The 19,976-nt window shown below is 33.6% G+C and carries 21 protein-coding genes and 1 tRNA gene; 14 read left to right on the top strand and 8 right to left on the bottom strand.

Going from position 1 to position 19,976, the window contains the following annotated elements; genetic code table 11:
* Window positions 1–7: 7 nt before the first annotated feature.
* The gene (locus tag ACI5KZ_RS10555; RefSeq protein WP_406847612.1) at window positions 8–427 is read right to left on the bottom strand and encodes a (4Fe-4S)-binding protein; all 420 of its coding nucleotides are present in this window, start codon (window positions 425–427) and stop codon (window positions 8–10) included.
* A gap of 115 nt (window positions 428–542) precedes the next feature.
* On the opposite strand from ACI5KZ_RS10555, the gene kynU reads away from it, so the two are divergent.
* From kynU to ACI5KZ_RS10505, 10 genes are all read left to right on the top strand, one after another.
* Window positions 543–1,814, top strand: coding sequence for a kynureninase (gene kynU / locus ACI5KZ_RS10550; protein ID WP_109308606.1), 1,272 nt, complete (start codon window positions 543–545; stop codon window positions 1,812–1,814).
* Window positions 1,807–3,219: an FAD-dependent oxidoreductase gene (locus ACI5KZ_RS10545; protein ID WP_406847611.1), complete on the top strand. Its 1,413-nt coding sequence runs from the start codon at window positions 1,807–1,809 to the stop codon at window positions 3,217–3,219. Before kynU ends, ACI5KZ_RS10545 begins: the two co-directional genes overlap by 8 nt.
* A 6-nt stretch (window positions 3,220–3,225) precedes the next feature.
* Entirely contained in the window at window positions 3,226–3,630 is a 405-nt protein-coding gene (locus ACI5KZ_RS10540) for a RidA family protein (protein ID WP_109308604.1), read from the top strand.
* A 6-nt stretch (window positions 3,631–3,636) separates the two neighbouring features.
* Window positions 3,637–4,275, top strand: a complete 639-nt coding sequence (locus ACI5KZ_RS10535; protein ID WP_406847610.1) for a hypothetical protein — start codon at window positions 3,637–3,639, stop codon at window positions 4,273–4,275.
* Window positions 4,272–5,711: an aldehyde dehydrogenase gene (locus ACI5KZ_RS10530; RefSeq protein ID WP_406847609.1), complete on the top strand. Its 1,440-nt coding sequence runs from the start codon at window positions 4,272–4,274 to the stop codon at window positions 5,709–5,711. Before ACI5KZ_RS10535 ends, ACI5KZ_RS10530 begins: the two co-directional genes overlap by 4 nt.
* Window positions 5,712–5,819: 108 nt before the next feature.
* On the top strand, window positions 5,820–6,602 hold the full coding sequence (locus ACI5KZ_RS10525; RefSeq protein WP_406847608.1) for an SDR family oxidoreductase: 783 nt from the start codon (window positions 5,820–5,822) through the stop codon (window positions 6,600–6,602).
* A 34-nt stretch (window positions 6,603–6,636) separates the two neighbouring features.
* On the top strand, window positions 6,637–7,173 hold the full coding sequence (locus ACI5KZ_RS10520; RefSeq protein WP_406847607.1) for a 3-hydroxyanthranilate 3,4-dioxygenase: 537 nt from the start codon (window positions 6,637–6,639) through the stop codon (window positions 7,171–7,173).
* Window positions 7,174–7,294: 121 nt separating this feature from the next.
* Window positions 7,295–8,383: an amidohydrolase family protein gene (locus tag ACI5KZ_RS10515; RefSeq protein WP_109308600.1), complete on the top strand. Its 1,089-nt coding sequence runs from the start codon at window positions 7,295–7,297 to the stop codon at window positions 8,381–8,383.
* The gene (locus tag ACI5KZ_RS10510) at window positions 8,383–9,024 is read left to right on the top strand and encodes an O-methyltransferase (protein ID WP_406847606.1); all 642 of its coding nucleotides are present in this window, start codon (window positions 8,383–8,385) and stop codon (window positions 9,022–9,024) included. Before ACI5KZ_RS10515 ends, ACI5KZ_RS10510 begins: the two co-directional genes overlap by 1 nt.
* Window positions 9,025–9,120: 96 nt before the next feature.
* Complete coding sequence (locus tag ACI5KZ_RS10505; protein WP_406847605.1) at window positions 9,121–9,699, top strand: hypothetical protein; 579 nt, start codon at window positions 9,121–9,123, stop codon at window positions 9,697–9,699.
* A 94-nt stretch (window positions 9,700–9,793) separates the two neighbouring features.
* Here the strand turns inward: ACI5KZ_RS10505 and ACI5KZ_RS10500 are convergent, their stop codons facing one another.
* The 5 genes from ACI5KZ_RS10500 to ACI5KZ_RS10480 form a co-directional block, all read right to left on the bottom strand.
* Window positions 9,794–10,078 (bottom strand): twin-arginine translocase TatA/TatE family subunit, encoded by a 285-nt coding sequence (locus tag ACI5KZ_RS10500; RefSeq protein ID WP_406847662.1) that lies wholly within the window; start codon window positions 10,076–10,078, stop codon window positions 9,794–9,796.
* Between the two features lie 88 nt (window positions 10,079–10,166).
* Window positions 10,167–12,473: a M1 family metallopeptidase gene (locus tag ACI5KZ_RS10495; RefSeq protein WP_109308596.1), complete on the bottom strand. Its 2,307-nt coding sequence runs from the start codon at window positions 12,471–12,473 to the stop codon at window positions 10,167–10,169.
* 153 nt (window positions 12,474–12,626) lie between these two features.
* On the bottom strand, window positions 12,627–13,130 hold the full coding sequence (locus ACI5KZ_RS10490) for a DUF6702 family protein (protein WP_109308595.1): 504 nt from the start codon (window positions 13,128–13,130) through the stop codon (window positions 12,627–12,629).
* 60 nt (window positions 13,131–13,190) lie between these two features.
* Window positions 13,191–13,955 carry a hypothetical protein gene (locus ACI5KZ_RS10485; RefSeq protein ID WP_109308594.1) on the bottom strand — a complete coding sequence of 255 codons (765 nt, stop codon included), beginning with the start codon at window positions 13,953–13,955 and terminating at the stop codon, window positions 13,191–13,193.
* Between the two features lie 116 nt (window positions 13,956–14,071).
* Entirely contained in the window at window positions 14,072–14,875 is an 804-nt protein-coding gene (locus ACI5KZ_RS10480) for a hypothetical protein (protein ID WP_109308593.1), read from the bottom strand.
* Between the two features lie 94 nt (window positions 14,876–14,969).
* Here ACI5KZ_RS10480 and pepE point away from each other — a divergent pair, with 94 nt between their 5' ends.
* On the top strand, window positions 14,970–15,677 hold the full coding sequence (gene pepE, locus ACI5KZ_RS10475; protein ID WP_109308592.1) for a dipeptidase PepE: 708 nt from the start codon (window positions 14,970–14,972) through the stop codon (window positions 15,675–15,677).
* A 150-nt stretch (window positions 15,678–15,827) separates the two neighbouring features.
* Here the strand turns inward: pepE and ACI5KZ_RS10470 are convergent.
* A tRNA-Gly gene (locus ACI5KZ_RS10470) sits at window positions 15,828–15,900 on the bottom strand.
* Window positions 15,901–15,964: 64 nt separating this feature from the next.
* On the opposite strand from ACI5KZ_RS10470, the gene ACI5KZ_RS10465 reads away from it, so the two are divergent.
* The 3 genes from ACI5KZ_RS10465 to ACI5KZ_RS10455 all read left to right on the top strand — a co-directional run bounded on the left by ACI5KZ_RS10465 (window position 15,965) and on the right by ACI5KZ_RS10455 (window position 18,617).
* Complete coding sequence (locus ACI5KZ_RS10465) at window positions 15,965–16,471, top strand: GNAT family N-acetyltransferase (RefSeq protein ID WP_406847604.1); 507 nt, start codon at window positions 15,965–15,967, stop codon at window positions 16,469–16,471.
* Between the two features lie 176 nt (window positions 16,472–16,647).
* Window positions 16,648–18,165 (top strand): 2,3-bisphosphoglycerate-independent phosphoglycerate mutase, encoded by a 1,518-nt coding sequence (gene gpmI / locus ACI5KZ_RS10460; protein ID WP_109308590.1) that lies wholly within the window; start codon window positions 16,648–16,650, stop codon window positions 18,163–18,165.
* A gap of 38 nt (window positions 18,166–18,203) precedes the next feature.
* The gene (locus tag ACI5KZ_RS10455) at window positions 18,204–18,617 is read left to right on the top strand and encodes a BT0820 family HAD-type phosphatase (RefSeq protein ID WP_109308589.1); all 414 of its coding nucleotides are present in this window, start codon (window positions 18,204–18,206) and stop codon (window positions 18,615–18,617) included.
* A gap of 20 nt (window positions 18,618–18,637) precedes the next feature.
* On the opposite strand, the gene ACI5KZ_RS10450 is transcribed toward ACI5KZ_RS10455, so the two are convergent.
* Entirely contained in the window at window positions 18,638–19,909 is a 1,272-nt protein-coding gene (locus ACI5KZ_RS10450; protein WP_109308588.1) for an acetyl-CoA hydrolase/transferase family protein, read from the bottom strand.
* Between the last annotated feature and the right edge of the window lie 67 nt (window positions 19,910–19,976).

The following is a 19,976-nucleotide window of genomic DNA, read 5'->3' as shown; positions in this document are numbered from 1 at the left end:
TTTTTCTTTATCCTATAAAATTTTGTTTAACGTGAGCGCCATCACAATATGGTTTATTATGTGAGGCTCCACATCTACAGAAAGCAGTTGTTTTATTTTTGACTTCTAGATCACCATTTTTATGAGTAATTTTTAATGTGCCATAGACCAACAAAGGACCATTTTCCATAACCTCAACTTGAGTTTCTAGAACTTCAGCAGAATTATCTTTAGCATCATTCATAAAATAACTTAAGGCTCCAGAAGGACAGGCTTTTACTTGCTTCACTAATGCATCAGTTGAAGCTGCATCAATTTTAATCCAAGGTTTTTCTTTTGGTTTAAAAACGTCTCCCAAACCTTTCACACAAATCCCAGAATGAATGCATTTTTCTGGCTCCCAAACAATAGTAACCTCATCATTTGTATAATTTTTAGTTTTACCCATAACCTGATATTTTAATAAATATACAAAAAATACAGATTTAAATTATCTCTTCCTTAAGACTTCCTTCCTAAAATTATAATTCTTATTTTTGTTGGAAACCGTAAAACAACTCACTTTGTCCAACTATAAATTAGGTCTTGAATTCGCTAAAGAACAAGACAAAAACGATACCATATCGCACTATAGAAATCAGTTTCACATTCCAAAAGACAAGCAAGGAACCGATTGGTTGTATTTTACGGGAAATTCGCTTGGTTTACAACCAAAAAGCACACAGAAATACATCCAACAAGAATTAGACGATTGGGCAAATTTTGGTGTAGAAGGACATTTTGAAGCTAAAAATCCATGGATGCCATATCACGAATTCTTAACAGAATCTATGGCAAAAATAGTTGGAGCAAAACCTATAGAAGTGGTAACAATGAATACCTTAACAACCAATTTACATTTGTTAATGGTATCGTTTTATCAACCGACAAAAACCAAATACAAAATTGTTATTGAAAGTGATGCCTTTCCTTCAGATAGATATGCTGTTCAAACGCAATTAGAATTTCATGGATATAATGTAAATGAAGGTTTAATTGAATGGAAACCAAGACCAGGCGAAGAATTATTAAATATAGATGACTTAGAAAGCATCCTTGAAGAACAAGGGGATGAGATTGCTTTGCTACTTATTGGAGGAGTTAATTATTATACAGGACAATATTTAGACATTAAAAAAATAGCTGAATTAGGGCATGCAAAAAACTGTATGGTTGGCATTGATTTAGCACATGGAGCTGGAAACATCAACCCAGAACTTCACGCTTCTGGAGTAGATTTTGCAGCTTGGTGCACTTATAAATACTTAAATTCAGGACCTGGAAGTTTAGGAGGTTTGTTTGTACATGAAAAGCATGCACACAATAAAAAACTTAAGCGTTTTGCAGGTTGGTGGAGTCATAATAAATCCACGCGATTTAATATGCGCCAGCCATTAGATGTGATTCCAGGAGCCGAAGGTTGGCAATTAAGCAATCCACCTATTCTATCTATGGCAGCCATTAAAGCCTCATTAGACATGTTTAATGAAGTTGGTATGGATGCACTTCGTAAGAAATCTGAAAAGCTCACAGGCTATTTCGAATTTCTTTTAAACGAATTGAACAACGACAAAATTAAAATTATCACACCATCTAATCCGAAGGAAAGAGGTTGTCAACTTTCTATTCAGGTAAAAGATGCCGACAAAACATTGCATAAAAAATTAACAGACGCACATATTATTACAGACTGGAGAGAACCAGATGTTATACGTTGTGCCCCTGTACCTTTATACAACACGTTTGAAGATGTGTATAGAATGGTTGACAAATTAAAAAAGATTTTAAGTGAATAAACAACAAAACATACTCATCATTGGAGCTGGACTTTGTGGTAGCTTACTGGCCTTAAGATTAGGTCAGAGAGGGTACAACGTAACGCTTATGGAAATGCGTCCAGATTTACGAAAAGTAGACATTAGCGTTGGACGCTCCATTAACTTGGCTCTCTCAGATCGTGGTATTAAAGCTATGCAATTGGTTGGGCTTGAAGAAAAGGTAAAACCTTTATGTATTCCTATGAATGGACGTATGCTTCATGACTTAGAAGGCAATACTGTTTTAGCCCCTTATAGTGGTCGTGAACATGAATATATCAATTCTATTTCACGTGGATTATTAAATGGATTATTATTAGATGAAGCTGAAAAACATGATAATGTAGTCATTCATTTCAATAAAAAATGCGAATCGGTGGATTTTGAAAGCACCACAGCATTATTTACAGATACAGAAACTAATAAGCCTTTTGTAGAAGATGCCGATATTATTATTGCTACTGATGGTGCTGGTTCTGCTATGCGAAATAGTTATTATTTAGGAAAAAAATTCTTATTTAGTTTTTCTCAAGACTGGCTGTCCCATGGTTATAAAGAACTTTGTTTTCTTCCTAACGAAAATGGAGATTATAAAACTTACACAAATGCACTTCATATCTGGGGACGAGAAGCTTTTATGCTAATAGCTTTACCCAATTTGGATGGTAGCTTTACAGTTACATTATTTTTAAGTTTCGATGAAGGAGAATATAATTTCAATAACTTAACAACCAAAGAACGTGTTCTAGAATTTTTCAGCAAATACTTTAAAGATGCACTAGAACTCATGCCAAATCTGGTTGATGACTTTTTCGAAAATCCAACTTCTCCACTAGGAACCGTAAAGTGTTCGCCTTGGCATTACAAAGGCAACACCCTTTTAATGGGAGATGCAGCACACGCTATCGTGCCATTTTATGGTCAAGGCATGAATGCCTCATTTGAAGATGTTACAGAATTTGACAAAATTTTAGACCAAGGGCATCCTGATTGGGAAACTGTATTTAAAGCCTATGAAAAATCTAGAAAAAAAGATACAGATGCTATTGCCGATTTAGCAATCGACAATTTTCATGAAATGAAAGGACATGTCAACCATGCCAATTTCAGAGAAAAACGCACCTTGGAAATGGCTTTTGAAAAAAACTTTCCTAATGAGTATTCCTCAAAATATTCGTTGGTAACCTTTAATGAAGACGTTAGCTATAGAGACGCCATGTTACGTGGACGTGCTCAAGACAAAGCTATTTTGAATATGTTATCTGATGGAGATATCACCACTGTTAATAATCTAACAAACGATCAATTAAGGAACACTTTAGATAAAGTAAAAACTGCAACAGAAGCTATTTTAGAAGATGATAGAATTGCAGGCTTAAAATAACATATTATGAGCGAAAAAATTGTAACACCAAGAGGAGCCTATCCACACACTAAGCGTGTTGGAGATTTTATTTTTGTATCTGGCACGAGTTCTAGAAGAGCAGATAACACCATTGCAGGTGTCGACATTATTGATGAGATGGGAACCAAACATTTAAATGCAGAAGTACAAACGCGAGAAGTCATCTTAAATATTGAAAAGAATTTAGCCAAAGAAGGAGCTAGTTTAAAAGACGTTGTAGATGTAACCTCCTTTCTAGTTAATATGAATGATTTTGCAGGCTATAATAAAGCTTATGCAGAGTTTTTTGATAAAGAAACCGGCCCAACAAGAACAACGGTAGCTGTGCACCAACTACCACATCCAGATTTAGTAGTAGAGATTAAAGTGATGGCTTATAAGAAATTGTAAATCACCATGAAATTATTTCGTAAAATTAGAGCAGACATGATTCAAAAAAAGAAAATCATAAATTATATACTTTACGCTATAGGTGAAATCTCACTAATAGTTATAGGTATCTGGTTAGCTCTATATCTTCAAAATAAAAATGAAGATGCTAAAATTCAAGAAACTGTTCAAACTTCTATTCGTTTGTTAAAGGATGAAATTGTTACAAATCGAACTATGATAGACAATGTAAAAGACTATCATATTATGGTTCGAGATACATTACAAAAATTTGATTTTACAAAAAGTGAAATAGAAATTTCTAAAAGGTTTGGTTTTTGGAAAGGCGTACGAACACCTAGATTACAAGATGCTGCTTTTCAAACTAGCATTCAAACTGGTGTTAGTAAAGAATTAAATCCAAAACTATTACAAGCTTTAAACAACCTTTATACCTACCAAGATAGCTATAATAATTTTACATCTCAATCAACCCAAATATTTTTTAATGCTGATTTTACTGATAAAAAAAGCATTGAAAGAACTTTAACTTTGGTGAAAATGACCATGAGTGATCTTTATTATTATGAAAAAGGATTAACCGAATCTTTCGATTATTGTCTAAAAATAACAGATTCATTGTATCCATTAAAAACATTAAAGTGAACATTCAAAACTACATAAACGGCAACTTTCATAATCCAATTCATGATAACTGGATAGACAACTATAATCCATCGAATGGTGAGATATATGGACAAATACCAAACTCATCAAAAGAAGATGTTGAAAATGCCTATATCTCAGCAAGATCTGCTTTTCCAAGTTGGTCTCAAACCACATTAGAAGAACGTAGCAGAATTCTGATTAAGATTTCAGAATTATTGGAATCAAATCTACAACGTTTAGCAGAAGCAGAAAGTAAAGACAATGGCAAACCCGTTTCTTTAGCAAAGGCTGTTGATATTCCAAGAGCAGCAAGCAATTTTAGATTCTTTGGAAATGCTATCACACAATTCTCTAGCGAAAGTCATGAGAGTGTAGGTCAGAGTGCCATAAATTACACCTTACGTCAACCTATAGGTGTTGTAGGCTGTATTTCGCCTTGGAACCTGCCTCTCTATTTATTTACATGGAAAATTGCTCCAGCTCTTTCAGCCGGAAATTGTGTGGTTGCCAAACCTAGTGAAGTCACACCTATGACAGCCTATTTATTAGGTGAGATTTGCAATGAAGCTGGCCTCCCAAAAGGCGTTTTAAATATTGTTCATGGACTTGGTGGTACAACTGGTCAAGCCATCATAGAACATCCAGATATTAAAGCTATTTCCTTTACTGGAGGAACAGCCACAGGAGCTCATATTGCCAAAGTAGCGGCTCCCATGTTTAAAAAATTATCTTTGGAATTGGGTGGGAAAAACCCAAACATCATTTTCGCAGATTGCGATTATGATGACATGCTAGAAACAACAGTTCGATCATCATTCGCTAATCAAGGTCAGATTTGTTTATGTGGTAGCCGGATTTTTGTAGAAGCATCCATCTATGAGAAATTCAAAACTGATTTTGTTAAAAAAATAAAAGCTCTTAAAGTTGGGCATCCATCCGAAGCTTCAACAAATATTGGTGCTTTGGTTTCCAAATCTCATCTTGAAAAAGTGATTGAATATATTAATATTGCTAAAGAAGAAAACGGAAAAATTCTTTGTGGTGGCAATAAAGTCACAGTAAAAGGTTTTGAAAACGGCTATTATTTAGAGCCAACTGTCATTGAAGTTCCTAATGATAACTGTAGAGTTAATCAAGAAGAAATTTTTGGACCAGTGGTAACCATCATGCCATTTAATAAAGAAGACGAAGTCTTACAAATGGCAAACAAAGTAAAATACGGTTTATCGGCCACGCTTTGGACAAACGACTTAAAACGAACCATGCGAATGAGCAACCAACTTCAAGCAGGAATCGTTTGGGTAAACACATGGATGATGCGTGATTTAAGAACACCATTTGGTGGTGTAAAAGCTTCTGGTGTAGGACGTGAAGGTGGTTTTGAAGCTTTACGCTTTTTTACTGAAGCAAAGAATGTTTGTATAAAATACTAATCGTCACATCGAGTGATTTTTCAAAGAAAATAGTATCGAGATGTCATTCGTTCTCGATACAAAAATTTAAAAATAAATTTTCACTCGAACTGACGCAATAAATTAAAAATGAATCTAAACTTAAACAACAAATACGCCTTAGTTTGTGGCAGCACAGCAGGAATAGGAAAAGCAACGGCCATGTCTTTAGCTGCCGAAGGAGCAACAGTTACCTTAATTGCTAGAAACGAAGACAAACTAAAAGCTGTTTTAGCAGAATTACCTCAACAAAGAAATCACGACTACATTATCGCTGATTTTTCAAACCCTGAAGAATTAAAAGCAAAAGTGTCTGACTATATTTCTAAAAATCACGGCTTTCATATTTTAGTTAATAATACAGGAGGACCAAAAGGTGGTCCTGTTTTTTCGGCTGAATTAGAAGAATTTGAAAATGCATTCACACAGCATTTAAAATGCAATCACGTTTTGGCACAAGCAGTCGTACCTTTTATGAAAGAAGCAGAGTATGGTCGTATTATCAATATTATTTCAACCTCTGTCAAACAGCCTCTAGATGGTTTAGGCGTTAGTAATACCATTCGTGGTGCTGTAGCAAACTGGAGCAAGACTTTGGCTAATGAACTGGGTTCTTTTGGAATTACAGTAAATAACGTCCTTCCTGGAGCTACTGGAACCGAACGTTTAACAGAAATTATTAAAAATAAATCAGCTAAAACAGGAAACACCGAAGAAGAAGCTGCAAATGCTATGAAACAAGCAGTGCCAGCAAAACGTTTTGCTAAACCTGAAGAATTAGCTTATGCCGTTACTTTTTTAGCTAGTGAATGTGCTAGTTACATTAACGGAATTAATCTTCCTGTTGATGGTGGTAGAACAAAATCTTTGTAACTTTATATCATTATTCAATTAACAACATAAAATCATGAGCAAACTAGTATCACCCATAAATTTCAAAGCTTGGATTGAAGAAAACAGACATTTATTAAAGCCACCTGTTGGCAATAAAGTGGTTTGGAAAGATGGCGATTTTATTGTCATGGTTGTTGGTGGTCCAAATAGCAGAAAAGATTATCATTACAACGAAACTCCTGAATTTTTCTATCAAATAGAAGGAGATATGGTTCTAAAAGTCATTGATGAAGACAAACCTAAAGACATTCATATTAAAGAAGGAGACATTTTTTTATTACCTCCTAAGGTGCCACATTCTCCACAACGTGGAGCCAACACTGTTGGATTGGTTATAGAATATCCTAGAGAAAAAGGCGTTCAAGATGCTTTGCTTTGGTTTTGTGAAAATTGCACCACCAAACTTTATGAAGAAGATTTTACGGTTGAAAATATTGAAACAGATATGCCTAAAATTTTCGACAAGTATTATGGAGATAAAGACAAAAGAAGCTGCCCTAATTGTGGCGAAGTGATGCAACCTCCAAAGAAAGTTCAGATTGAAGATTAGACTGTCATTCAAAACATTCCGACTAATATTAGAGTTGAAGAAGCTAAAAAACACTTCGACTAGTTATACTTGACAAAAAACAAATTAAAAATAAGATGCTTCGACAGGCTCAGCATGACATATGAAAGAAAAACGCAAATTACGTATTAACGGTCACTCTCACCTTCTTCCTTATCCTGAAGAAATTCCTCAGTTCATGAAAGACAAAGGGATATTTTGGGTTGATAAAGACAGAAAATATATGCTTCAAAAAGATTGGAGTCGTCCTGTAACGGATTCAAGTTTCTTTTTAGATGACAAATTAGCTTGGATGGATCGATTTAAGATTGACCATGCTGTGGTGTTAAACTTATCTCAATTGTATGGAAATGGTTTGCGTGTAGAGGAAATGAAACAAGCTTTGCGCTTTCAAAACGATTTTAATGCCAAAGTACAACGTGAAAACCCAAGCAGATTTACCTGTGGTTTTGTGGTTCATCCTGGATTTGTTCGTGGCGCTTGCTGGGAAATAGAACGTTGTGTAGAAGAATTAGGCATGCAATTACTTTGTTTGCCTACCCACTACATGGATACTATTGGAACTTGGCGTTGTATTTTTGACGAAGAAAACGAGCCTATTTTCGAATTGGCAAACAAGTATAATCTTGCCGTAGAAATTCATCCTTATGATGGTGAAAAATTTATCAAATTAGAAAATATTTCTTGGCGTTTCCATTTAATATGGATGTTAGCTCAATGTGCAGATGCTTACCATTTCTTAACTTTAAACGGATATCAAGACAAATATCCAAACATGAGAACTTGCTTTGCTCATGGAGGACAATTGGCACAAATCAACTTAGGAAGACGTATTCAAGGATTTGATGGCAGACCCGATTTATTTGAAGGTAAAAGCCACCCTAGAAAAGCTGTTGGACATAAAAACATCTTTTTCGACACTTTGGTTCATGACACTGGAGGCTTGGAGTTGCTTATAAAAAATCAAGGTTCAAAACAAGTATTGATGGGATTAGATGATCCATATCCTTTAGGCGAAATGGAAAGCACGAAACAGTCTTCTTATCCTGGAAAAATTTTAGATTTAGCTGTAGAGCGAAAAATTATAAACGAAGTTGAACGTGATGCTATTTGGGAAGACAATGTCATTCAATGGCTATGTGGAGAAGATGAAGCTGCCAAACAAAAATTAGTAAATAGAATTTTAGGGTAATGCACTTTCTACCAGAAAAACTTGACGAATACATAGTTGCTCATTCTGAAACTGAACCAGAATTATTACAGCAATTAACAAGAGAAACCTATCAGAAAATACTACAACCCATTATGCTTAGTGGTCCATACCAAGGACGTGTATTAAGCATGATTTCAAAATTAATAAACCCAAAGACCATCCTTGAATTAGGAACCTTTACAGGCTATGCCACTTTATGTTTGGCTGAAGGCTTACAAGCTTCAGGAGAAATCCATACTATTGATGTCAATGAAGAACTAGTAGATTTTCAACGCAAGTATTTTGATAAGTCGGATTATAAAAACCAAATTCATCAACATTTAGGAAACGCTTTAGATGTAATTCCAACTTTAGACAAAACCTTTGACCTAGTGTTTATTGATGCCGATAAACCCAACTACTCCAATTATTTTCACGCCATTATAGACAAGCTAAATTCTGGAGGGATTATTATTTCAGACAACGTGCTTTGGCATGGGAAAGTAATTGAAAAACTAGACCCAAAAGATGTGTCTACCAAAGCTGTTTTAGACTATAATACGCTTTTAAAAACTGATAACCGAATAGAAACGGTGATGTTACCGATTAGAGATGGTTTGACGATTAGTAGGAAAAAATAGGGTTTGACTTTCACCAAATAATAACCTAACTTCGTTTGCATCTGATATAATGCATTAAAACAATACGATATCAGGCCAATAAGTACAATTTTTACAATGGGTAAAAATAAATCAAATAATAAAAAGAAAGGAAAAGGAAAGAGCAAGATAAATATTTCACTCTTTTTGTCAATTGTAGCAATTATTATAAGTATAGGACAATTTATATTTGATAACCCATATTTTCTAAAACATTTCAACAAAGTAGAAATAGTTGTAACAGAATTGGGTATTACGAAAGCTATAAATAGTGATAGAATTGAAGCTGATTTTTTGATTGAAAACGTTGGAAATAATACTGCTAAAAATGTCGAAATTCAATTACGTGTTTTAAAAAACAGTCAAGTAATTTTTATGCCGAATACATTCAGCCTAGAAAACCCAAACGAGCCAGAAACGCCAGTTAAAAATTTAGTTTATAAATGCAAGGCAATCGTTCCTGGTGAAAAAGTAAAAGTTTATGTATTGTCTAACTTTGAAGATTTTTTAAAAATAAATAAAATCGACACTTTATTATACAACACAAGAACCTTACGACCAAGGTATGATTATGGCCCTTACATTACAAGTGCAAAACATGATTCGGGGAAAGCAAAATACTCTTCTCTTGTTTACTATTACTTAAAAGAAAAATAACGTTAAAATTGTAAGTTTGGCTGAGGGCTAAACTGAAAGTTAATGCATTTTAATCCATTACTATTTTTATATTAACCGTAAACGAAACTAATTTTTACATTTTTCGTCTAACAGAGCCCGTAAAATCTTCTAATTCGTCTTTTACTTTATTGAGTTCGTCTTGAACATCTTTAGTTATGCTGGTATCAATGCCATTCTTTTCGGCACTTTTTGCAATTTCAGACTTGACATCGTTGGTGGCATCTTTAAGCATACGCATGCCTTTTCCTAATCCTCTAGCGATTTCAGGAATTTTATCTGCACCAAAAACCATGACTACTATAAATAGGATGAACATGACCTCGGTAGTGCCTATAAATAAAATAATGCTTGCTTGTATCACAATGCAAATATAGTGAGTTGATTCTTGAGAATAAAAAAAGCCGACTCATTTTTATGGTCGGCTTTTAAATATTTAACGTTTCAGATTAATCTTTAACGTCTTCCTTAAATTTATCAAAGTCACTTTGTTTAACTTCTCTAGGCCAAGAGTTGTTAGACGTATCTACATCTGCTGTTTCTAAATTAGGATCGACTGTAATTTTAACAATCTCTTTATCTGACGCAACTGCTTTGCTAACTTCTTTATCGTTTAATCTCCATATTTGTGCTGGATATTTCTCTGTTTTAGACGTGCCATCTGCATAGGTGTATTCCACGATAATTGGCATAACCAATCCACCTGGCTTCTCGAAAGTCACACTATAAAAGTATTTAGGTTCTTTCATTGCTTTACGTTCTGCTTCTGAAAAATTATCCATGACATACTCTTTAAGAGGTGTTGAGTTTTCTAATAACGTTCCATTCTTCATGTTTTCGTTAAACTCATCGCTTCCTTCTTCAACCATATAGACTAAAGGTGGTAAATCTGACAATTCCATACCATAACGTTTAGCCATCATTTTAGCGTATGCATTAGGTTCAGAAGATACATAATATTTCTTTACCTCTTTTACTCCCATATCCACATAGTCTGTGGTATAGAACCAACCTCTCCAAAACCAATCTAAATCAAATGCTGAAGCATCTTCCATGGTTCTAAAGAAATCTTCTGGTGTTGGGTGTTTAAACATCCAACGATGAGAATACTCTTTAAAGGCATAGTCAAATAACTCACGACCCATAACTGTTTCACGTAAAATGTTTAGTGCAGTACCTGGCTTTCCGTAGGCATTGTTTCCAAATTGGTAAGTGTTTAATCCTTTGGTCATAATAGGAGCTATAAAATCTTGATCGCCTCCCATATAAGGAACTATATTTGCAGCTGGACCACGACGAGAAGGATACTTATCATGTCCTGGAGACAAAGCAGCTGGATACCACTCGCCAAAATCTTGTTCGGCTACATATTGTACAAATGTATTTAAACCTTCGTCCATCCATGTCCACTGACGCTCATCACTATTTACAATCATAGGGAAATAGTTGTGACCTACTTCGTGGATAATAACACTTATCATTCCGTATTTAGTTCTATCAGTATATTTTCCGTTTTCATCTGGTCTACCATAATTAAAGCAAATCATTGGGTATTCCATCCCTTGTTGTTTTGCATGAACCGAAATGGCCTTGTGGTATGGATAATCAAACGTCATACGTGAGTATGATTTTAATGTACTAGCTACTGCATAAGTTGACCATTCTTCCCATAAAGGATTTCCTTCCTTAGGATACATAGACACTGCCATAACATCTTTATCTCCTATTTTAACAGCCATCATATCCCAGATATACTTTCTTGAAGTTGCAAAAGCAAAATCACGTACATTTTCTGCATGGAATTTCCATGTTTTAGTATCTGTAGCATGGCCTTTTTCAGCTATTTCAGCTTCAGCCTGAGTTACAATTAAAACGGGTTTATCGTAAGATTTTTTTGCTTGTTCGTAACGATTCATCATGTCTTTAGTAAACACTTCTTTACGATTCATCAACTTACCAGTTGCATCCATAATATGGTCTGATGGCACTGTAATATTTACTTCATAGTTCCCAAATGGCAAAGCAAACTCATCACGTCCCCAGAATTGGGAATTTTGCCAACCTTCTACATCGTTATAGACAGCCATTCTTGGAAAGAATTGTGCAATAATATAATTTCTGTTTCCATCTTCTGGAAAAAACTCATATCCTGAGCGTCCACCCATATTAACATAGTCGTTAATATTATACCACCATTTAATTGAAAAAGAGAATTTTTCTCCTTTTACTAAAGCTTTAGGTAATTCAACACGCATCATGGTACGATTAATCATGTGGGGTAAATCTTTTCCACTTAAATCTTTAACAGCTTCAATTTTAAACCCACCATCAAAACCATCTGTCATATAAGAAGATGCAAATTTTCCTGCTTGTTGTGCTTCGGCTACGCCTCCACCTTCTATTAAAGGTGTTTGAGAATCTTTAGCACGCATGTTTTGATCTAATTGTACCCAAAGATATTTTAAAGGATCTGGCGAGTTATTAGTGTATGTAATTGTTTCAAAACCAGATATTTTAGCATTCTTATCGTCTAAAACAAGGTCCATTTTATAATCTGCTTGTTGCTGATAATAAGCTGGCCCAGGAGCTCCAGAAGCCGTTCTGTACATGTTTGGAGTTGAAAATTCGTCGTAAAGTTGTTTAAACTTGTTGTTGTTGGTATGACCAGGTTTGCGTTCTGGCTGGTCTTGTTCTTGAGCAAAAGAATTAGCTGAAATAAACAAAACAGTAAGAAAAAGATACTTTAGTGTTTTCATGTGTTGATTGTTAATGTTTTAATTTGGTCAATTAAACATCCTAAATATTTATTCTGAAAAAGAATATAACTTAAACAACGGATGTTTTTATGATTGGTTTAGTTACAAAAAATTGTAGGGGAAATTAACGAATTTTTAAGATTTTAATTCGTTTTATTTAAAGTTTAACAAACCTTTATCATTTTCTTTTATCAAGATAAAGCTCTTGTTTTTTGAATTCATTTTAGTTCTTACAATGTTTTGTTGTTCAGCATATAAATCGAAAAGAACGGCGTTTTCAACTTCAAAAGTGCTAATTTCTTTTACACCTTCAATTTCTAAATAACAAACTACTATATCATTATCTATTTTTTTTCCAAGATAATTTATTTCTTTTTCTTCGCCATTAATAGAAATTCTGAGCTTTCCTTTTAAATATTTTTCAATATAAAGATTCACTTCAGGAGCTTCATTTTCCTTTTTAATTATTAAATCATCACTATAACGAAGTTGAAGTACGTCTTCTAAATCATCAATAAAAATCCGAGATGTAATTTGAACAGATTTCTTTTCTTGAATAAAATCTATTTGCGTGACACTTACATAATATTTATGAAGCGTTGTGAATGCTAATAAGGGTAAGATAAAAACTAAACAAACAATTTTAAAAACTTTCATAATTCTATATAATTAAGCAAATCTAATAATTTGAATGTTCAAAAAACATTCCATAATCCATTAATTCGTTTCAATTTTTGAATTCAACTTATACTGCACCAACTTATCTTTTAAAAATTCTAATATTTCAAGGTCACTTTTCCCTTTACAACGGTTTTCAAAACTCGGATCTTCGGAACAGAAATAAAAAAATTCGGTTCTCAAATTTTCTGTAAGTGTTGCATCTGAGAACAAAATAGGTTCTAATCTCTTTCTAATATCGTATAATAAATCGTCTTGTTGTTCTAATTTAATTTGATTTTTTAATTTTTTTGTCCTCCCTGTTATAGCATTAATAATAGGAAACAACGGAATAAAGCCTCCTCCTGTTGTCGCTTCGTTTAGCTTTCTTTCACTTTGTGTTTTTAGTTTTCCTTGATAGCTTGGTATGCCTAACTGTTTGGCTGTAATAGATTGCCCCTCAACATTTCCAACGTCTTTAAGTAAATCTCCTGTAAGTATGCGTCCAACTACCACCTCGTCTAAAGCGTAGATAAGTTCTTCTAATTGAACATCTATCTCTTTCTGAATAAGAATACTAACATCCACTACAACCTCTTTTAATTGATGTTGAATGGATGAGAATTGTAATGTATCGTTTAATGAAGCTGTAATTTTAAACCCACCAAAAGCATTAGTTGTTGTAAACACTTGTGCTGTTTTATTAATAACATGAATATTTTCAACATCTGAAGACGCTGTTACTTTTCCTGTAATTTCAACAGCTTGTGAAAATGCTGTCTGAAGATACAAACAACAGAAAGAAAGGAAAATAAAGTATTTCAAATTGGTTTGGTTTGGTTTGATAAAGAAACTATTTCAAATCTTAAAATTAATACAATATCAAACTAAACTTATGTTAAAACAGAATAACGTAAAAAAAACCTGGCCGTTTTAGAACATTAATTCTTACCAACTTCCGTCTCTAAATACAATTTGCTCTGATCCACTAAGTATTGAATTAGTTCTATATCTTTTCCATTATTATAAATTGACACATCTTTATTATTGGCTTCTGCGAAAGCAATAAAATCGGTTACATTATCTTCAGGAATATTAAAATTGGAGCTTATAAAATCTTTGGTATAGGTATCTCTTAAAATATCAAAATTAGAATTTTCTGCATTACTAGTATCTATAGAAGTAGATTTAGAGGCAAATAAAGGTTTTATTAACCAATTAGTAATTTTAACAAAATCTACACCATTGTAAAATTTGTCTTGGTTTAAAATGGTGTTTTCAACTTTTTGGTAATATATATCTGCATTTGGGTTGTGTTCAAAATCAATATCACCAAAATAAATAGACTCAAATTTTGGGTTAAAGTCTCTCACTTTACTTAAGTCTGCTTCTAAATCTCCAGTTAAATTAAAGGGCAAGATGACAATTTCATCTAAAGTAGTTAATCTTTCATCTAAAAAAACCGTTATCTGTTTTGAATCCAAAATATCTTGAGTTACAATAATTAGAATAGTATCAAATTGCAATGCTGATATTTTAACCTGATCATTTAATGCAACATAAAGATCAAACTTTCCGTCCAAATCTGTAACAGCGATTCTGTTTGATGTTAGATTATTAACGGTAAGTCCTTCTACATCGTTAGAATCAACAATTACTTTTCCTGATATTTGAATTCTCTCCTCAGTTTGGGCTGTTGCGAAGGACAGAATTAAAAAGAAAATAAATGGTAATACATTTTTCATAGAAGTCGTATTTGAGGTTAATATTTACAACTCAAAAGCTTATATACTTTTGTTACAAGTTGTATTTACTTAAATTTACAACAAAATAATGTAAATGAAAAACTTAATTATTGCTAGTACTTCGACCATTCATGCAAGTGGTTATTTGGATTATTTATTAGACGAATTATCGTTGTTTTTTAAAGATGCAAAAACCATCCTTTTTATTCCTTATGCAAGACCAAGTGGCATATCGTATGACGAATACACAGCAAAAGCAAAAAAAGCCTTTCATACAATAAACAAAAATCTAAAAGGAATTCATGAATTTGAAAACCCTATAAAAGCAATTGAAGAAGCTGAAGCCTTATTTACTGGTGGAGGAAATACATTTGTATTATTAAATGCTTTGTATAAAAATCGTCTTCTAGCTCCTTTACAAAAGGCAATTCAAAATGGGACTCCTTATTTAGGCACCAGTGCTGGAAGTAATATTTGTGGTTTAACCATCAATACAACTAACGACATGCCTATTGTCTACCCACCCAGTTTTAAAGCCTTGGGGTTGATACCTTTTAATATCAATCCGCATTATTTGGATCCTATTTCAAATAATAAACACATGGGAGAAACCAGAGAAACTAGAATTAAAGAGTTCCATGAATTTAACACACAACCTGTTATTGGACTTAGAGAAGGGAGCTGGTTAAGAGTGACAGGAAATTCTATTGTCTTAAAAGGCGATTTAACGGCTAGAGTTTTTGAATATAATAAAACACCTTTTGAAGTAAAGACAAGTACAGAACTAAACCATATAAAATAAAGAAAGCTCCATCGTAATGATGACGCTTTTAGAGCGAGAGACTGGGTTCCCTTCGACTGCGCTCAGGATAAACTTCTCACCCTAACTTTTGCTTAATACTAAACTTGAATTAAATAAAAAAAGCCTCATCATTAAGACAAGGCTTTTTAGAGCGAGAGACCGGGTTCGAACCGGCGACATTCAGCTTGGAAGGCTGACGCTCTACCAACTGAGCTACTCTCGCATTTCCGGTGCAAATATAAATAAGTATTTCATCTAATAAAAGAAAAAAATTATAAGTTTACTTCATGAAAGTCATCTTTAAAACTAAACGCCTCTATTTGAGGGAATTTAATATTCAAGATGCCATACATTTTTATAAAATGAATGACGATCCTGAAGTTATAAAATACACTGGAGATACTGCGTTTAGCTCCTTAGCCGATGCAAAAATTTTCTTATCTCAATATAAAGATTACAAGCTTCATAATATGGGAAGATGGGCCGTTTGCCTAAAAGAAAACGATTGTTTTTTGGGTTGGAGTGGATTAAAATATCATCCAAACGAAAAACTTGTTGAAGTTGGGTATCGTTTTTATAAAGAAAATTGGAATAAAGGCTATGCAACAGAAAGTGCTAAAGCTTCCATAACTTATGGTTTTGAAACCTTAAAACTGAAAGAGATTTATGCACATGCACATATTAAAAACATCCCGTCCCATAAAGTTATAGAGAAATGTGGTTTGCATTTTATTCATGAAGCCATTTACGATGGTATGCCTGCAAAACTTTATAAAATTGAAAACCCTCTTTAAGTTATAAAAATAAGTTTTATCTAAAAAAACGATTTATACTAGACATTTTGTTTCATGAGAGTAAATCCTTATTGAAGATGGCTCTCTTCAATCTTGGAAGTCATCTATATTTTTTTATTCATTTCAAACGTAAAGCATTTTTAAACTTTTATCTTTGACTTACAAAGTTATTTACCATGAATAAAAAAGTTATTTTAATGATTCTTGATGGCTGGGGGAAATCTCCAGACCCTAAAGTCTCAGCTATAGATCATGCCAACACACCTTTTATAGATTCCCTCTATTCAAAATACCCAAATGCTAGTTTACGAACCGATGGTTTGCATGTTGGCCTTCCGGAAGGACAAATGGGAAACAGTGAGGTGGGACATATGAATTTAGGCGCAGGACGTATTGTTTATCAAGATTTGGTTAAAATAAATTTGGCTGTAGAAAATAACACTTTATGTCAGGAAACTGTGTTACTTGAAGCATTTCATTATGCAAAAACCAATAAAAAACCCATTCATTTTTTAGGTTTGGTTAGTGATGGTGGTGTACACTCACATATCAATCATTTAAAAGGATTAATTTCTGCAGCAGAAGCATCAGGTGTAACGGAATCTTACATTCATGCTTTTACAGATGGTCGTGATGTGGACCCTAAATCGGGTTATGGTTTTATAACACTTTTGGAAGAATTTATAGTAAACACACCAACCAAAATAGCAACTATAACTGGTAGATATTACGCCATGGATAGAGATAAACGCTGGGAACGCGTTAAATTAGCTTATAATGCATTGGTAAATGGTGTTGGTGAGTTTTCTAAAAATGCTTTAAAATCCATTGAAAGAAGTTACGAAAATGAGGTAACTGACGAATTTATCAAACCCATTGTTATGGTTGATGACAACAATCAACCTGTAGCAAAAATCAAGGATGGTGATGTTGTAATCTTTTTCAACTTTAGAACAGATAGAGGTAGACAACTTACTGAAGCCTTAACACAAACAGATTTTCATGAGCAAAACATGCACAAATTGAACTTGTATTATGTTACCATGACCAATTACGACGACACTTATAAAAACATCCAAGTTGTATATAATAAAGATAACCTTACAGATACTTTAGGCGAAGTTTTAGAAAAACATCATAAAAAACAAATCAGGATTGCTGAAACAGAGAAATATCCTCATGTTACTTTTTTCTTTTCGGGAGGTCGAGAAACCGTTTTTAATGGCGAAACACGTATTTTACGTCATTCGCCAAAAGTAGCTACTTACGATTTGAAGCCCGAAATGAGTGCTTTTGAATTGGCCGATGCTTTAATACCTGAATTAAAGAAAGGAGATGTCGATTTTGTGTGTTTAAACTTTGCAAATGGCGATATGGTAGGACATACAGGAGTTATGGAAGCTGCCATAAAAGCCTGTGAAGCTGTAGATGTATGTGTAAAAAATGTGGTAACAACTGCATTAGAAAACAATTATACAACCATCCTGATTGCAGATCATGGAAATTGCGAAACCATGATAAATCCTGATGGTTCACCAAATACAGCTCATACTACTAACCCTGTTCCTATTATTTTAATTGATAACGATTTAATAGCTATAAAAGATGGCGTTTTAGGAGACATTGCTCCTACCATTTTAAAGCTTATAGGAATTGATCAACCTGAAAAAATGACGCAACATTCGTTAATCTAACATAATAAATTACGTATTTTTGAAATCAATAATCAAGTATGAATTTTAACGACAAACTTATTCTAGCAATCGATTTCGATGGAACCATTGTTGATGATGCTTATCCAAAAATAGGGAAACCAAAACTTTTTGCTTTTGAAACTTTAAAACGATTACAAAAAGATGGACATAGACTTATTCTATGGACTTACCGAAGTGATGTCAAACTTCAAGAAGCCGTTGATTTCTGTAAAAACAACGGTTTAACATTTTATGCAGTTAATAAAAGTTTTCCTGAAGAACAATTTGATTATTCTAAAAGCAGAAAAATCCATGCAGATTTATTTATAGACGACAGAAATATTGGTGGTTTTATTGGTTGGGGAGAAGTCTATCAACGACTTTCAAACCCAAATTACAATCCTCTAAAACAAGAGAAAAAGAAAGGTTTCTTTTCGTTTTTTAGAAAATAATAACCGGTCTCATATTTTAATTAATACCCTATCATTTCAAAATATTGCTTATCAATAGCTTCTTGATGATCTGGATGTGCAATGTTTACCAATGCTTTTACACGCTCTTTTATAGTTTTACCATATAAATTTGCAATCCCATATTCCGTCACGACATAATGTACATGAGAACGCGTTGTTACAACTCCAGCTCCAGGTTTCAAAGTTGGCACAATTCTACTAATTCCAGATTTTGTGGTTGATGGCAAAGCTATAATAGCTTTTCCTCCTTCACTTAATGAAGCTCCTCTAATAAAATCCATTTGCCCACCAACTCCAGAGTACATATTTGCTCCTATAGAGTCTGCACAAACTTGTCCAGTAACATCTACTTCAATAGCAGAGTTTATAGCAACCATTTTAGGGTTTAATTTTATAATTGAAACATCGTTGGTGTAATTTGAAGCTCTCATTTCTATAAACGGATTATCATCAACATAGTCGTATAAACGTTTAGAACCCATTAAAAAAGTTGCTAAAGCTCTCCCTCTATTGATGCCTTTATAATTTCCATTAATAACATCTTTTAATATTAAATCGATAACACCATCAGAAAACATTTCGGTATGCAATCCTAAATCTTTATGATTTGTAAGCCTTGACAATACTGCATTTGGAATATTACCAATACCCATTTGTAAGGTGCTTCTATCCTCAATTAAACCTGCAACATGATTTCCAATTTTACTTTCAATCTCTGTAGGTTCAGTAACACCGTGAACTGGCAATGACACATCGCATTCAACAAAAGCATTAATTTCTGAAGAATGGATAATTCCAGCTCCATGAGTTCTAGGCATTTGCTTATTAACTTGAGCAATCACATAATCTGCATTGTCTATAGCTGCGAGCGTTGCTTCTACCGATACTCCCAAAGAACAATACCCATGCTTGTCTGGCACAGAAACATGTATTAAAGCAACTTGCAAATCGACAATATTTCTTTTGAAAAGCAAAGGCACTTCACTTAAAAAAACAGGAGTATAAGAACCATTTCCGGCTTTTAAAGTGTGTCTAACATTCTTTCCTATAAAAAAAGAATTCACATGAAAACTATCTTTAAATTCTGGATTAGCATAAGGCGCTTCCCCTTCAGTATGTAATTGGCAAATTTGCACATTTCTTAATTCTTCGTGTCTTGCAGTCATGGCATTAATTAACACCTGTGGTGCTGCAGCTGCTGCTTGAATGTATACCTTATTATTAGACTTAATGATTTTTACTGCCTCTTCTGCACTAACCGATTTATACATAATGTTTCATTTAGACCACAAAATTATTGAATATACTCAAACAAAAACATGTCGAAAGTCATGTTTC

This window comes from Xanthomarina sp. GH4-25 (genome assembly GCF_045363175.1).
Classification (GTDB): domain Bacteria; phylum Bacteroidota; class Bacteroidia; order Flavobacteriales; family Flavobacteriaceae; genus Xanthomarina.
Note: the sequence above shows the minus strand (reverse complement) of the source record. Positions and strands in the feature narration are given on the sequence as shown.